The sequence below is a fragment of the Candidatus Binataceae bacterium genome (assembly GCA_035308025.1).
Classification (GTDB): Bacteria; Desulfobacterota; Binatia; order Binatales; family Binataceae; genus JAJPHI01.
Map to the genome: position 1 here is coordinate 119,359 of DATGHL010000030.1, position 13,323 is coordinate 132,681.

Annotated in this window: 16 protein-coding genes; 12 read left to right on the forward strand and 4 right to left on the reverse strand. The window is 62.6% G+C overall.

What is annotated here, in order from left to right; genetic code table 11:
* Nucleotides 1-73: 73 nt before the first annotated feature.
* Genes sucD through VKS22_09630 form a run of 3 tightly spaced genes read left to right on the forward strand, consistent with a single transcriptional unit; the run spans nucleotide 74 to nucleotide 1,673 of the window.
* Nucleotides 74-955, forward strand: coding sequence for a succinate--CoA ligase subunit alpha (sucD, locus tag VKS22_09620; protein HLW70867.1), 882 nt, complete (start codon nucleotides 74-76; stop codon nucleotides 953-955).
* Nucleotides 956-995: 40 nt separating this feature from the next.
* Complete coding sequence (gene ndk / locus VKS22_09625) at nucleotides 996-1,412, forward strand: nucleoside-diphosphate kinase (protein HLW70868.1); 417 nt, start codon at nucleotides 996-998, stop codon at nucleotides 1,410-1,412.
* A 3-nt stretch (nucleotides 1,413-1,415) separates the two neighbouring features.
* Complete coding sequence (locus tag VKS22_09630; protein HLW70869.1) at nucleotides 1,416-1,673, forward strand: hypothetical protein; 258 nt, start codon at nucleotides 1,416-1,418, stop codon at nucleotides 1,671-1,673.
* A 92-nt stretch (nucleotides 1,674-1,765) separates the two neighbouring features.
* On the opposite strand, the gene VKS22_09635 is transcribed toward VKS22_09630, so the two are convergent.
* The 4 genes from VKS22_09635 to VKS22_09650 all read right to left on the reverse strand — a co-directional run bounded on the left by VKS22_09635 (nucleotide 1,766) and on the right by VKS22_09650 (nucleotide 5,507).
* A complete protein-coding gene (locus VKS22_09635) occupies nucleotides 1,766-2,644 on the reverse strand; it encodes a hypothetical protein (GenBank protein HLW70870.1) in 879 nt (292 codons plus the stop codon).
* Between the two features lie 93 nt (nucleotides 2,645-2,737).
* Nucleotides 2,738-3,982, reverse strand: a complete 1,245-nt coding sequence (gene icd / locus VKS22_09640) for an NADP-dependent isocitrate dehydrogenase (protein HLW70871.1) — start codon at nucleotides 3,980-3,982, stop codon at nucleotides 2,738-2,740.
* Between the two features lie 238 nt (nucleotides 3,983-4,220).
* Complete coding sequence (locus VKS22_09645; GenBank protein ID HLW70872.1) at nucleotides 4,221-4,895, reverse strand: OmpA family protein; 675 nt, start codon at nucleotides 4,893-4,895, stop codon at nucleotides 4,221-4,223.
* Between the two features lie 123 nt (nucleotides 4,896-5,018).
* Nucleotides 5,019-5,507: an SRPBCC family protein gene (locus VKS22_09650; protein ID HLW70873.1), complete on the reverse strand. Its 489-nt coding sequence runs from the start codon at nucleotides 5,505-5,507 to the stop codon at nucleotides 5,019-5,021.
* Between the two features lie 195 nt (nucleotides 5,508-5,702).
* Here VKS22_09650 and VKS22_09655 point away from each other — a divergent pair, with 195 nt between their 5' ends.
* Genes VKS22_09655 through VKS22_09695 form a run of 9 tightly spaced genes read left to right on the forward strand, consistent with a single transcriptional unit; the run spans nucleotide 5,703 to nucleotide 13,318 of the window.
* The gene (locus tag VKS22_09655; protein HLW70874.1) at nucleotides 5,703-6,491 is read left to right on the forward strand and encodes a methylated-DNA--[protein]-cysteine S-methyltransferase; all 789 of its coding nucleotides are present in this window, start codon (nucleotides 5,703-5,705) and stop codon (nucleotides 6,489-6,491) included.
* Nucleotides 6,457-6,600, forward strand: a complete 144-nt coding sequence (locus VKS22_09660) for a ferredoxin (GenBank protein HLW70875.1) — start codon at nucleotides 6,457-6,459, stop codon at nucleotides 6,598-6,600. The genes VKS22_09655 and VKS22_09660 overlap by 35 nt, the downstream gene beginning before the upstream one ends.
* Before the next feature lie 54 nt (nucleotides 6,601-6,654).
* Complete coding sequence (locus VKS22_09665) at nucleotides 6,655-7,431, forward strand: sulfotransferase (protein HLW70876.1); 777 nt, start codon at nucleotides 6,655-6,657, stop codon at nucleotides 7,429-7,431.
* A gap of 42 nt (nucleotides 7,432-7,473) precedes the next feature.
* The gene (locus VKS22_09670; GenBank protein ID HLW70877.1) at nucleotides 7,474-8,469 is read left to right on the forward strand and encodes a glycosyltransferase; all 996 of its coding nucleotides are present in this window, start codon (nucleotides 7,474-7,476) and stop codon (nucleotides 8,467-8,469) included.
* A gap of 21 nt (nucleotides 8,470-8,490) precedes the next feature.
* Nucleotides 8,491-9,378, forward strand: coding sequence for a sulfotransferase (locus VKS22_09675; protein HLW70878.1), 888 nt, complete (start codon nucleotides 8,491-8,493; stop codon nucleotides 9,376-9,378).
* Nucleotides 9,379-9,383: 5 nt separating this feature from the next.
* The gene (locus VKS22_09680; protein HLW70879.1) at nucleotides 9,384-10,334 is read left to right on the forward strand and encodes a glycosyltransferase; all 951 of its coding nucleotides are present in this window, start codon (nucleotides 9,384-9,386) and stop codon (nucleotides 10,332-10,334) included.
* Nucleotides 10,331-11,239, forward strand: a complete 909-nt coding sequence (locus VKS22_09685) for a class I SAM-dependent methyltransferase (protein HLW70880.1) — start codon at nucleotides 10,331-10,333, stop codon at nucleotides 11,237-11,239. Before VKS22_09680 ends, VKS22_09685 begins: the two co-directional genes overlap by 4 nt.
* Nucleotides 11,240-11,281: 42 nt before the next feature.
* Nucleotides 11,282-12,328, forward strand: a complete 1,047-nt coding sequence (locus VKS22_09690; GenBank protein ID HLW70881.1) for a thiamine pyrophosphate-dependent dehydrogenase E1 component subunit alpha — start codon at nucleotides 11,282-11,284, stop codon at nucleotides 12,326-12,328.
* 9 nt (nucleotides 12,329-12,337) lie between these two features.
* A complete protein-coding gene (locus VKS22_09695; protein ID HLW70882.1) occupies nucleotides 12,338-13,318 on the forward strand; it encodes an alpha-ketoacid dehydrogenase subunit beta in 981 nt (326 codons plus the stop codon).
* Nucleotides 13,319-13,323 lie beyond the last annotated feature (5 nt).

The window sequence follows — 13,323 nt, forward strand, 5'->3', positions numbered from 1 at the left end:
CGAGCAGGCGAGTCTGCGAGCTGCGTCAAGATTCTTGGTTAGGTTCTGTGGGCATCTGAACGGTTAAAAGAAAATGAGCATACTCGTCAATAAAAATACCCGCGTCCTCACCCAGGGCATCACTGGCGCGACCGGCCAGATTCACACCCGCGCCTGCAAGCAATATGGCACCCAGATGGTCGGAGGCGTGGTGCCCGGCAAGGGCGGCACCGACTTCGAGGGCATCCCGATCTTCGATACGGTCGAGCAGGCGCGCAAAGCGACCGGCGCCAATGCGACGGTGATCTATGTGCCACCGCCCTTCGCCGCCGACGCGATTCTCGAAGCGGTCGCCGCCGGCATCGAGCTGGTGATCTGCATCACCGAGGGGGTGCCGGTGCTCGACATGGTCAAGGTGAAAAAGTACGTGCGCGATTCCAAGAGCCGGTTAATCGGGCCGAACTGCCCGGGCGTCATCACGCCGGGCGAATGCAAAATCGGAATCATGCCCGGTTACATCCACATGGCCGGCGACATCGGGGTCGTCTCGCGCTCGGGCACGCTGACCTACGAGGCGGTCTATCAGTTGACGCAGCTGGGGCTCGGGCAATCGACCTGTATAGGAATCGGTGGCGATCCGATTATCGGCACCAATCACACCGACGCGATGCGGCTCTTTAACGACGATCCGGGCACCCGCGCCGTCATCATGATCGGTGAGATCGGCGGGACCGCCGAAGAAGAGGCCGCGCAATATGTAAAGGAAAACATGAAGAAACCGGTGGTTGCGTTTATCGCCGGACAAACGGCGCCCAAAGGCCGCCGGATGGGCCATGCGGGCGCGATTATCTCGGGCGGTCGTGGCACCGCAGCGGACAAGATCGCGGCGCTCAAGGCGGCGGGCATCGCCGTCGCGATGAGTCCGGCCGACCTCGGCATTACGATGAAGCAGACGCTCGAGGCCAAGGCCGCCTGAGCCAACTTAATCTCAAGCTGAAGTGACACTTTAATTATTCATGGAACGCACACTCGCTATAATCAAACCCGACGCGGTTGGCCGCAAGCTGACTGGCGACATCCTCAAGCGCATCGAAGCGAGCGGGTTGCACCCCTGCGCGCTCAAGCTCAAGCATCTGACGCGGGCGCAAGCGCAGCGCTTTTACGAGGTTCACAAAGAGCGGCCGTTCTACGGCTCGCTGTGCGACTACATGACTTCGGGAGCGATCGTGATCGCGGTGCTCGAGGGCGACAACGCGATCGCCCGATGGCGCGAGCTGATGGGCGCAACGGATCCGGCGAAAGCGGCCGCCGGGACGATTCGCAAGGATTTCGGCCAGGACGTCGAGAAGAATGCATCGCACGGCTCTGACGCTCCCGAGACCGCCACCCGCGAGATCGCGTTCTTCTTCAGCGCGCTGGAAATCGTCTCTTAGGCGTTGTCGGCAAACAGCAATCCGGCGCCGGCGTCATCACTCGGCGCCATCGAAGACTGGATCAACATCGACGTCATCCAGAAGCTCGCGCACCATACCAGCGCCGTAATCGCCGCGCTGGTGCTCTTCTGGTTCGTCGGCTTTATGGTGCGCAAGCTGATGCACGACGGCATCTTCAAGCACGCCGTCCTGCTGGTCGATGAATTCGTCCTGCTCTGCCTGTTCGTCTACTTCGCGTATGAACTGTTCGTTTACCTTTGAAAAGTCGCTGGCGCGCCTGGGATCCCCACGTATTGTGCCCGGCAACTCGAGCTTCGGATTCTCAGCGAATGTCCTCCTCACGCCGATTCCGGTTAGCAGGCCGGGGCGGTGCTGTACTCTACGCAGCTCGAACTCCACAAAAGATTGTTGCTGGTATCGCTAAACGACCACACCACCGAAACATCGGTCAAATTGGCCCGATTTATGAACCAGAAAATATAGCCCAGCGTGCCGAATGATTCGGGTGTGCCGAAATCGTTGAGCTGATCACTAAAATTGGCCGGAACGCAGTTGCTTCCCGTGTAAAGTTCGCCCTGGAGAATCAGCGTCGCCGGACTCGCTAGCTGAAAATTCAGCGCCTGATAACGATTACCGCTGGTCGTGTACCAGCATCCGATATCGGTGAGTTTCAAGCCCGAAGGCGTCGGGGACGGGCTCGGCGTCGGGGTGCGGACGGGGGTTGGGGTCGGCGTTGCCTGCACCCCGGTAAAGTTCATCGTGAAGTCTGTTCCGTAAATCGGTTTCGAGGAGCTTGGATTGATGACGGGCTGCACCAGAAACGACTCCGCGGCTGAATCCAGGGCATAGAAAGTGTGGGCGCTGGTGCCCGCCTTGATCGTGAACTGCTTCTGCGGACTGGAACAAGAGGAGTTCGCCGAAAACCACACCGAGGCCGCACTAAACAATCGCAAGAGCACCGGTTCATTCTGGGCGACGGTGAATGGGTATCCATATTGGCCGATTGCGGTAACCTTGAAACTCGTGCAGCGGGCAATGGAAGCGCTCGCCGGCCCGGAGATTACCGCCCCCGACAATACTGGCGTCGCGGCCTCGGCAACTGCTCCGCCCGCACCTCGCAGCCTCGACACCATCGAGGCGGGCGCTTTGGTTTGCGGCATAACGTTCCACCATAGGCCGAGAGCAAAGCTGCATGCCATCAGAACCACCAACGTTAGCAACGCACGTTTCATCGATTTTACCCCCCCCCTGAAAGCTATTCGTGGCGACGCGTTTAGTGGTCTTTGCCCGCGGTTGCACGCGGGCAAAGATCGAATGGTCAGACTCTACATATTCGCGACGATCGCTTTGCCGAACTCTGAGCACTTGAGCAGCTTCGCGCCCGTCATCAGCCGCTCGAAGTCGTAAGTCACTTCCTTCTTCGCGATCGTGTTGGTCATCCCGCGGATGATGCCGTCGGCGACCTCCTGCCAGCCCATATGCTCGAACATCAGCACGCCCGACAGGATCACCGAGCCCGGATTGACCTTGTCCTGCTCCGCATACTTGGGCGCGGTGCCGTGGGTCGCCTCGAAGATCGCGTGGCCCGTAACGTAGTTGATATTCGCGCCGGGCGCGATCCCGATGCCCCCGACCTGCGCGGCAAGAGCGTCGGAAAGATAGTCGCCGTTGAGGTTGGTCGTGGCGATGACGTCGAACTCGTCAGGACGGGTTAGCGCCTGCTGAAAGGTGATGTCCGCGATATTGTCTTTGACCAGAATCTGCCCGGGCGGCGGCTTGCCGTTGCAGTCGTCCCAGCCGATCGCCCGGCCCTTGAATTCGCGCCTGGTTAGTTCATAACCCCAGTCGCGGAAGGCGCCTTCAGTGAACTTCTGGATGTTGCCCTTGTGCACCAGCGTGACGCTCTTGCGCTTATGCGAAATCGCGTATTCGAGCGCGGCACGGATCAGCCGCTCCGAGCCCTCGCGCGAGACTGGCTTGATCCCGATACCCGAGGTTTTTGGAAACCGAATCTTGTCGACGCCCATCTCCTTCATCAGAAAATCGATAACCTTCTTGGCCTCTGGCGTCTCGGCCTGCCATTCGATGCCTGCATAGATGTCTTCGGCGTTCTCGCGGAAGATCACCATATCGACCTTTTCCGGCGCTTTAACCGGACTGGGCACACCAACGAAGTATTTTATCGGACGCAGACAGACATAGAGATCGAGCAACTGGCGCAGCGCGACGTTGAGCGAGCGGATGCCGCCGCCGACCGGCGTCGTCAGCGGCCCTTTGATTCCGACCAGGTATTCTTTGAAGGCCTCAACCGTCTCGTCGGGCAGCCACTCGTTAAACATCTTGAAGGGCTTCTCGCCGGCATAGACTTCCATCCAGGCAATTTTGCGCTTGCCCCCGTAAACCTTTTTGACCGCCTCATCGAAGACATACTGCGAGGCGCGCCAGATATCCGGCCCGGTGCCGTCGCCCTCGATAAAGGGGATGATCGGCTGGTCGGGCACTTGCAGTTTACCCTCGCCCATGCGGATTTTTTCGCCGTTAGCAGGAATTTTGATATTTTTGGACGCCATTAGTTTTTCACCGTTTGCCAAGATTGGGCGCTTTTTGCCAGACGCCTGAGCCTCGCCATGAGTTCGGGCGCGCCGCGCGTATCATATAATAAAGTTCGTCCAATGCTAGCCAACGGCTGGCCGCGATTTCGCCAAACCCGGAATTGAAATCGGACTAAAAGCAGAGGCCGCAACTCTGGCGAGGAGTTGCGGCCCCCTTCGTCACTCACGCAAAAGCGAGCATCCTATGCAGTGCAGCTTACTGATCCAGCGGCGCCAACTCGACGCGGCGGTTTTGCGCGCGGCCCTCTTTGGTATTGTTGGTCGCGACAAAATCCGTCTTGCCGAAGCCTTGCGGCGCCAGTTGAGCCGCCGGAATACCCTTGTCCTCAAGGTACGCAGCTACGGATTCCGAGCGGCGCTGGGACCGCTTCAGGTTGTACTTTTCGCTGCCGATCGCGTCGCAGTAGCCGTTGACGTCAACCTTGACGTTCGGATTGGCCTTGAGCGTCTCTGCGGCCTCGTCGAGCACCGGCCTGTCAACCTCGCGGATGAATGACTTGTCGAAATTAAAGTGCACGCCGCGCAGCACGATCTTTTGTGGCGCCGGAGCTGGCGGCGGAGGGGGTGGCGGGGCTTGCGGCGGAGGCGGAGGTGGTGGCGGCGCCTCAGGCTGCCGCACTGACAAACATCCAGCGATGCCACCCAGCAATGCGCCGCCGACGACGCCCGCGGGCACGGCGATCTCGTAATTTCTCTTGGTATTATTGCCGGGGCCGGCCGCCGCGATCGCGCCAATACCCCCGCCCGCAAGCGCGCCGACGCCGGCACCGATCAAACAGGCCTTTTCCCGTTCAGGTGAAATCGAACCACAGCCGGCGGCGACGCCGGCGACGGCCAGCCACATTGCGTATCGGGCGAATCCTGGTCTCATGATTGCGGTTTAATCCTCTGGTTTTCGGAAGTGCGACACAGCAATGTCCGCGACAACGCGAAAAATATCGAGGCGTGTTCCGCGAAACAACGTGAACGCGATGAACGTTCCGTTGGGATTTTGTTACAAGGACTTTACGGCGCGCTGGCGCTGCGCCTGGAAGTAGGCTTTGAGCGGCGTCCAGTAATAGTCTTTCCAGCCCTGCCGGTAATTCGCCGCCTGCGCCGCCGGAACTTTCGTCTGGACCATCGTGACGCGAGTATTCTTGTCCACTCTGGCGAAGGTGAACTCGATTAGCGACGGTTCACAACCCGCCGGCCAGTCGCCGGTACGCCATTCCTCGACGATCTTCCGGCCAGCCACCAACTCCAGATATTTCCCGCTGATGTAATCGTCCCATGCGGTGAACTTGCCGCCGACCTTGTTTGCAGACTTCGCCGCAGCGCCGGTGAAGGCGGCATGCTTTCGCGCGTTGACAAAAGCGTCGTAGACCTCGACGGGAGTCGCCGGAATGATCGCAGACTGACGGATCGTCGTGGTCGACTGTCCCGCGGAGCTTTTTTTCGCAGAGCTTTTCGGCGCGGGATTTTTTGGCGATGCGGCTTTCTTCATGGCGCGGACGGCCTCCGGCCAATGCTATAGCACACCGCAGGTTCCAGGTTCTCAGAGCGTCGCGCCCCTTTGGCGCCGAGGCGATCAGTTTCGATCCCGCTTCTGCCCTTCTTCGCACACTCTCACAACTCAGCCGTTGCGGGGTTTGTAAGCAGACAACCTTCAAGAAAATGGCAATTTCGCCAGAGGCTCGCTATGAACATTAAGATGACCGCCACGATTGATTCAACCCTCGGGATCCTGCGCCGCCGCGCCGACGGCGCGACTGAGCTGCGGATCAACGGCTCGAGCTACGGCGCATACGGTAAGGGTGCGCGCATGGGCTTTACGATCGCGAGCGCCGCGGACTTCCCGATGCTGCTGGCGGCAACCGCAAATGGAATCTCCTGGCTCGGAATCCATGCGTCGCCCGCCTACCTCGAGTCTGAGCTGCGTCGCGACTATCCAAATGCGGAAATCCACCGCGACGATCGCTGGGTGAGCGATTTCGCAGCGCGAGTGATCGCCGAACTGGCCGACGAATCCTCGGCGCTCGAACTCCCGCTGGATATCCGCGCCACCCCGTTTCAACTCGCGGTCTGGCGCGAGCTTTGCGCGATCCCGCGCGGCGCCACTCGATCCTACGGCGAAATCGCCCGACTCATCGGAAGCCCCGACGCCGCCCGCGCGGTCGGCCACGCCAATGGTTCGAATCCGACGTCGATCATAATCCCGTGCCATCGCGCGATCGGCGCCGACGGTTCGCTCACCGGCTATCGCTGGGGCGTCGAAATCAAGCGGCGGCTGCTCGAACGCGAGGGTGCTTTAGACCGGGCTTCGCCCTTCGCTGAGCTAGCGGGATTCGGCGGTTTCGCCTACAATCGCGGTCGAAAAACTGGCGACGGGAGATCTCTTTACGAAAATCGTAGTCGATTATACGCGATGCGAAAGCAACGCCCGATGCATGCAGGTGGCGCCCGAACTTTTCCAGGTGGGCGACGATGATCAGCTAACCGTGCTGAACGAGAATCCGCCGGAATCGTCGCGCGAGCGTCTGCTGCGAGCGATCAAAGTCTGCCCCAAGCAGGCGATTTCGGTTATCGAGGACAAATAACCCGACGCGACCACACGTGGCATCCGCCTGACTCCTCAGTCCAGAATTCTTTGGATGCGTGACTGCTTTATTCTGGGATGCGGGCGCAGCGGGACCAGCCTGACCGCCGGTCTCCTCGCAGACGCCGGATATTTCATGGGCGATGAGCTCTATCCGGGAGACGAAGGCAATCCCAAGGGTTACTTCGAGGATCGCGAAGTCAACGCGATCAACGAAGGTTTGCTCGCGCAGTTAATCCCCGGGCCGCGCCGCAGTGTCGCCGACAAGCTGCTGCGGCGGCCGCGCCCCGAATCCCGATGGTTCCGCTGGCTCGCGGAGTTAGAGCCGCACCAGGTCGTTCCCTGCCCGCCGAAGCTGGCCGATCGCATCATCCGGCAAACTGCGCGCGGCCCCTTCTGCTTCAAGGATCCGCGCTTCTGCTACACGCTGGGGGCGTGGCGTAGCTTCGCGCCTAAAGCCGCAATGATTTGCGTCTTTCGCCATCCCGGAGCCTCGGCACGAAGCATCGTCGCTGAGGCCGCGCGCGACGAATTTCTGGTCAACGGTGCGGCGGTCGATTACTCGCGTGCAACCCGCATCTGGCGCGCGATGTACACCTATGCGCTCGCGCTTCAGCGCGCTGGCGGCGGCGACTGGCTGTTTGTGAATTATGCGCAATTGTTGAGCGGCGCAGCTTTCGCCGCGATCGAGCGGCTGCTCGGCGTCACGCTGCAGCGCGACTTCGTTGACCCGTCGCTCAGCCGTTCAACCGCCGATGGCGCAGTTCCCTCCGCGCTCGCGCCGCTTTATCGACAGCTCTGTGAGCTCGCCGGCTTCGACGATCATGCATGACTCGATCGCTCCGCTTCGCGCGATCGAGCGCGGCCCGCGCTGATGCGCGCCTCGGTCATAATTCCGGCCTTCAACGGCGCCGCCACGATCGCCGCGGCGATTCGGAGTGCGCTCGATCAGCGCTGCGCCGACGATTTCGAGATCATCGTGGTGAACGACGGCTCGACCGACGGGACTCAGGCCATCCTGGAATCGTTTGGTGATCGGCTCAGAATCGTGAACCAGCCCAATCGCGGTCTCCCAGCCGCGCGCAATGCGGCCGCGGCGATTGCCGGCGGCGATTACCTCGCGCTGCTCGACCAGGACGACCTATGGCTGCCGGAGAAGCTCGCACGCACGATCGCGCCACTCGAACGCGATCCGGATCTCGTCCTGTCCTATTCCGACCTCGTCCCGGTCGATGATGGGGGCGCGCCCGCCGGTCCCTCGCCGATCACGGCCGCCCTCGCCCGTCCGCCCACGATGGATGACCTGCTGCGTCAATGGTGGCCGATCCTGCCGAGCACCGTGGTGATTCGGCACACAACCTTCATCCGATGCGGCGGCTTCTTCGAGGGCTATCGGCGAGCTTACGAGGACGTCGACTTCTGGTTGCGCGCGCGCGAATGCGGAGGCTTCGCTTATCTCGCGGAGCCGCTGGTGATCTATCGGACAACACCTATTCACGCGCGCATGGGTCGCTACGAGGAAAGTTATGCACTCTTTCGCCGGCGCATCATGGATCGCTACGGCGCCCGCGCCTCCGCCCTGCTCGGCGCCACGCGCGACGCCTATGTCAGCACGCTGGGCTATCGCGGTCTGCTCGCGATGCGGAGCGGCGACCGCGCCGCGGCCCGGCAATTCTTCTGGCGCGCGCTCAGATACCATCCGACCAAACTCAGAACTGTTTTGCGCCTGCTGCGGACCTTTCTGCCGATGCGCCTGGCACGCGCCCTGAGTGGAAGCCGCCCTGGTCCTTCCAGTCAATTCGACGCCAGATCTAGCGCGTGCGTTGGAAGCCGTCGGGCTTGCTCAGATCGCCCGTATTCGCCACGCTGAAGCTGGTGGTCGAACGCATCGATGACTTCTTCCGCTCACGCAAATAATGGCCGCGGCCGCTTGCCCGACTTCCTCGGCGTCGGCCAGCCGCGCACCGGCACCTCGTGGCTCGACTCGATGCTGCGCGGCCACGCCGGCCTGCCGCGTGACGTCAAGGAAGTTGATTTCTTCGTCAAGAACTACGCGCGCGGGATCGAATGGTACAAGGGCTATTTCGCCGGATGCGATCCGCGCCTGCCCGCCGGCGAAATTTGTCCGAGCTACCTGGGCTCAAACGCGGCGCGCGAGCGGATCGCCGAGCATATTCCCGAGTGCCGCATCATCTGCACGTTGCGCGATCCGGTGCAGGTGCTTTTTTCCTTTTGGAAACTCGCGCGGCGCAACGCCTGGACCGCGCACGATTTCGAGACCTACACGCCCGACGGCTGGGAGACCGACAGCAAGGGACTGCGCGCCTGGTTCGAGACCTTCGGGCGCGAGCAGGTGCTGGCGCTGCTCTACGACGATCTCGAAGCCGCCCCGCAGGACTATCTCGATCGCGTCTGCGACTTCATCGGTATCGAGCACATCGCGATTGCCGGTTCTGCACCGGAGGCGCCGCGCGTCAACAGTTTCAGCCGCATGCCGCGCAGCGCCTACCTCGCGCGCAAAGCCCGCAAATTGCGTGATCGTCTCCAGAGCCGCGAATATTACCGCACGATCAATCTGCTCACGCGCGCCGGCGTCTGGCGCTTCTGCTTCGACGGCGGCGCAGAATTCCCGCCGCTCGACCCGGCGACCGAGCGTCGCATCCGCCGGCGCCTGATGCCGCAAGTCGAAGATCTCGAAACCCTGCTCGACCGCGACTTGAGCGCGTGGAAAGCCTCCCCTGACCCTCTGGAACGCGGCGTCGATCGCGCCTCCGCCTGACGACAATGCCGCGCGTATCCGTGATCGTGCCGGTATTCAACGGCGCCGCGACGGTCGGCGAGGCGCTGGCGAGCGTGCTCGCGCAAAGCTACCCCGATTTCGAGCTGATCGTCGTCGACGACGGCTCGACCGACGCGACTGCGCAAGTCCTCGCGAGCTACGCCGCTTCGATCAAATTGATCAGTCGCGCCAATGGTGGAATTTCCGCGGCCCGCAACAGCGGACTGCGCGCAGCTGTCGGCGAGTACGTGGCGTTGCTGGATTGCGATGACGTCTGGCTGCCCGCGATGCTCGAGCGAACCGTGGCCGCGCTCGACGCAGCGCCGCGAGCTGTCCTCGCTTACACCGACCTCGCGGTCATCGACAGCGACGGCCGCGCGCTCGAGACCGCCCTGGTCGGAGCCGAGACCGCGCACGCGCCCACGCTCGATGAGATGCTCACGCGGCTGTGGCCGATTATGCCGAGTGCGGTCGTGATACGGCGGCGGGTGCTCGAAGCGATCGGCGGCTTCGCGGAGGAGTTCCGCTCCTATGGCTACGAGGACGCGTGGTGCTGGATGCGCGCGCGCGAGCTCGGCGAGTTCTGTTACCTCCCCGAGCGATTAGTGAAGTGGCGCTTTTCGTCCTATCCCCGGCCGCTCAAAAACTCGAGCTTCAGCCCGGTGGCGCGGGCGCAGTTCGCGCGCTTGGTGCAGGAGCGCTGGGGGCGCTCGGTCGAGCCGCTGTTGCGTTCACGGATGCGCGCGTCGCGCAGTCTGCTCGGCTATATCGGGCTGCGCGAGCTCCGCGACGGTAATCGGCGAGGCGCGCGCGAGGCCTTTCACCGCGCGCTGCTGATTGATCCCTGGCGTCTCAAGAATTACTTGCGCTGGATGCGCACGTGGCTACCCGACGGCGTCGCGCGCCGGCTCAGCGGCCGCACGGTGCGAACGGCCGGCGAGAACCAAAGGGCGTGACCGCGCGGGCCGAGGCAATCGCGGAATTCATCACCGCGCTCTACGACGCCGGCGTGGTGGCGGACGAAGCCGGCGTCGCCCACAGTTTCGACGCGAGCGTTACGGCCGATCGCGGCGACTTCCTGGGCGATCTCTGCCAGCGCGAGGGCGCCCGCTCCGTTCTGGAAGTCGGCATGGCTTGGGGCCTCTCAACCCTCTTCCTCCTACGCGCGCTCGTCGCCAACGAGGCGCCTGCGGGCGCGCACGTCGTAATCGATCCTTTCCAGACCGCACATTTTCATCGCGCGGCGCTGGCCTCGATCCGGCGGCTCGGGCTCGAATCAATGATCGAATTTCACGAGGCGCTGTCCGAGATTGCGCTGCCGAAAATGGTCGAAGCGCAACGTCTGTTCGATTTCGTCTTCATCGACGGCAATCATCAGTTCGACGGCGTTTTTCTCGACCTGGTGTACGCCAACCGGCTGCTGAAACCGGGCGGCGTGATGGCCTTCGACGACAGTTGGTCGGACTCGGTGTTTCTGGCCTGCCGCTACCTCGAAACTAATTATGGCTACACGGCCGTCGCCGCCTATCCACCGATGCGCCGCGGACGCCGGCGCCGGCGGCTTTATCGCGCACAGATGCAGGCCTACCGCAAACCCGCACAACCCCCGGCGCGCGGACGCTTCCACTTGGCGCCCTTCCACGCGGGCCTCGCGCTTGGCGCCGCCGAGGAACGCCGCTTGCGCACAGACGGCCTGCGCGCGTTGCACGATGGTGACCGGCGCGCCGCGCGCGTAGCCTTCAGCGCCGCCCGCCGGCTCAATCCGCGCCGGCTCAATACATGGTTGCGGCTGTTGCGCACCTATCTGCCGGCCGGCGTCACTCGCTCGCCGGAGACTGGCAAAGGCAGACGAACTTGGTAGGATAATCGCTCGCGGACAACCGCCGTCCGCCCGGAGTTTAGTATGGCTGATTCAGATAGCGCTGCGGCTGCGGCCCCCCAAGCGCCGGACGCGGGCGCGCGTATCGAGTTCGAGCTCCATCTCTATTTTCAGATGAAGCTCATTCGCGCGTTCGAGGAGCGCGTCTCGCGCCTGCACCGCCAGAACAAGATTCTCGGCGGCGTCTATTCCGGCGCGGGCCAGGAAGCGATCGTCACCGGAATTTGCGCGCCGCTGCAGGATGGCGACCTCGTCGCCCCACTCCATCGCGACATGGGCGTCTTCCTGATGCGCGGCGTCGACCCGGGCCGTTTGATGGCGCAATTGATGGGTAAGGAATCGGGGCTGGCGCGCGGCAAGGATTCCTTCCTGCATGGCGGCGACCTCGAACACGGGATTTTCGGCTCGACCTCGATGCTTGGTTCGTCACTGCCGATCGCCGTGGGCGCGGCCCTGAAATTCCAGATCAAAAAAGAGAACCATATCGCGGTAGCCTTCTTCGGCGAGGGCGCGGCGTCGCGCGGCGACGTCCACGAAGCGATGAATTTTGCCGGCGTGCGCAAGTTGCCGGTGCTCTTCGTTTGCGAGAACAACCGCTTTGCCTATTCGACCCCGCTCGAAAAGCAGATGGCGATCGAAGACGTCGCTTCGCGCGCGGAAGCCTACGGCTTCAAAGGTCACGTCGTTTCCGGCAACGATCTGCTGGCCGTGGTTCAGCTCAGCGAACGGATCATCAGCAAGGTGCGCAGCGGCGGCGGCCCCTCATTGATCGAATGCAAGACCTATCGGTATCGCGGCCATAGCGAGCACGATCCGGCGCTCTACCGCGACAAGGAGGAGTTGGTCGAATGGCAGAGCCGCGACCCGATTCCCGGTTATGAATTTTACCTGGAAAAGCGCGGGCACGACGTCAAGCACATCCGCCAGGAGATCGACGAGAAGACTCAGCACATCGTCCAGCAGGCGGTGGACTTCGCCGAGAACGATCCGCTGCCCGAGCCCAGCGAAGCGCTTGAGGACCTCTACGCGCCGCCGACCGCGCCCACCCTCAACACCAACGGCAAGGCTTAGGCTCTCTCGATGGAAGTAAATTATCTGACTGCGATCAATCAGGCGCTCCACGAAGAGATGCGCCGTGATGAGAATGTTTTCATGATGGGCGAAGATGTCGCCGAACTCGGCGGCGCTTTCAAGGTCACCGAGGGGCTGCTGGCTGCTTTCGGCGAGGACCGCGTGATCGACACGCCGATCTCGGAGGCGCTGATCGTTGGCGCCGGCATCGGCGCGGCGATGCTCGGGATGCGCCCGGTGGTCGAGATGCAGTTTGGGGATTTCATTTCGTGCGCCTTCGACCAAATCGTGAACTCAGCCGCCACCCTGCGCTATCGGCATGGCGGCCAAGCGGCCTGCCCGCTGGTGATTCGCGCGCCCTCGGGCGCGGGCGTGCACGGCGCGCTGTTCCACTCGCAGAACCCGGAAGCCTGGTTTACCCGCGTACCGGGTCTCAAGGTGGTCGCGCCGGCCACCCCCTATGACGCGAAGGGTCTGCTCAAGGCGGCGATTCGCGACAACAATCCCGTGGTCTATTTCGAGCACAAGCGGCTCTATCGCAGCATCAAGGCGGATGTGCCTGAGGGCGATTTTGTCGTCCCGCTGGGGGTCGCCGAAATCCGCCAGCCCGGGCGCGACCTCTCGATCATCACGTATGGCGGCACGGTCCATCAGTCGCTCGACGCAGCGCGCATCGTCGAGAAAGAGGACGGTCTCTCGGTCGAGGTGCTGGATCTGCGCACGCTACTGCCGCTCGACCGCGACGCGATCCTGGCCACTGCGCGCAAGACCGGCAAAGTCCTCGTCGTCCACGAAGATCGGCTGACCGGCGGCTTCGGCGGCGAGATCGCGGCAATCATCGGGGAACACGCCTTCGAGTCGCTCGACGGGCCCGTGCGCCGGATCGCGGCCGCAGATACCCATACGCCGTTCAGTCCGCCGCTCGAAGAATTCGTCCTGCCCAACTCCAACAAAATCGTCGAAGCCATCCGCAGCCTCGCCGCTTACTAGAATCG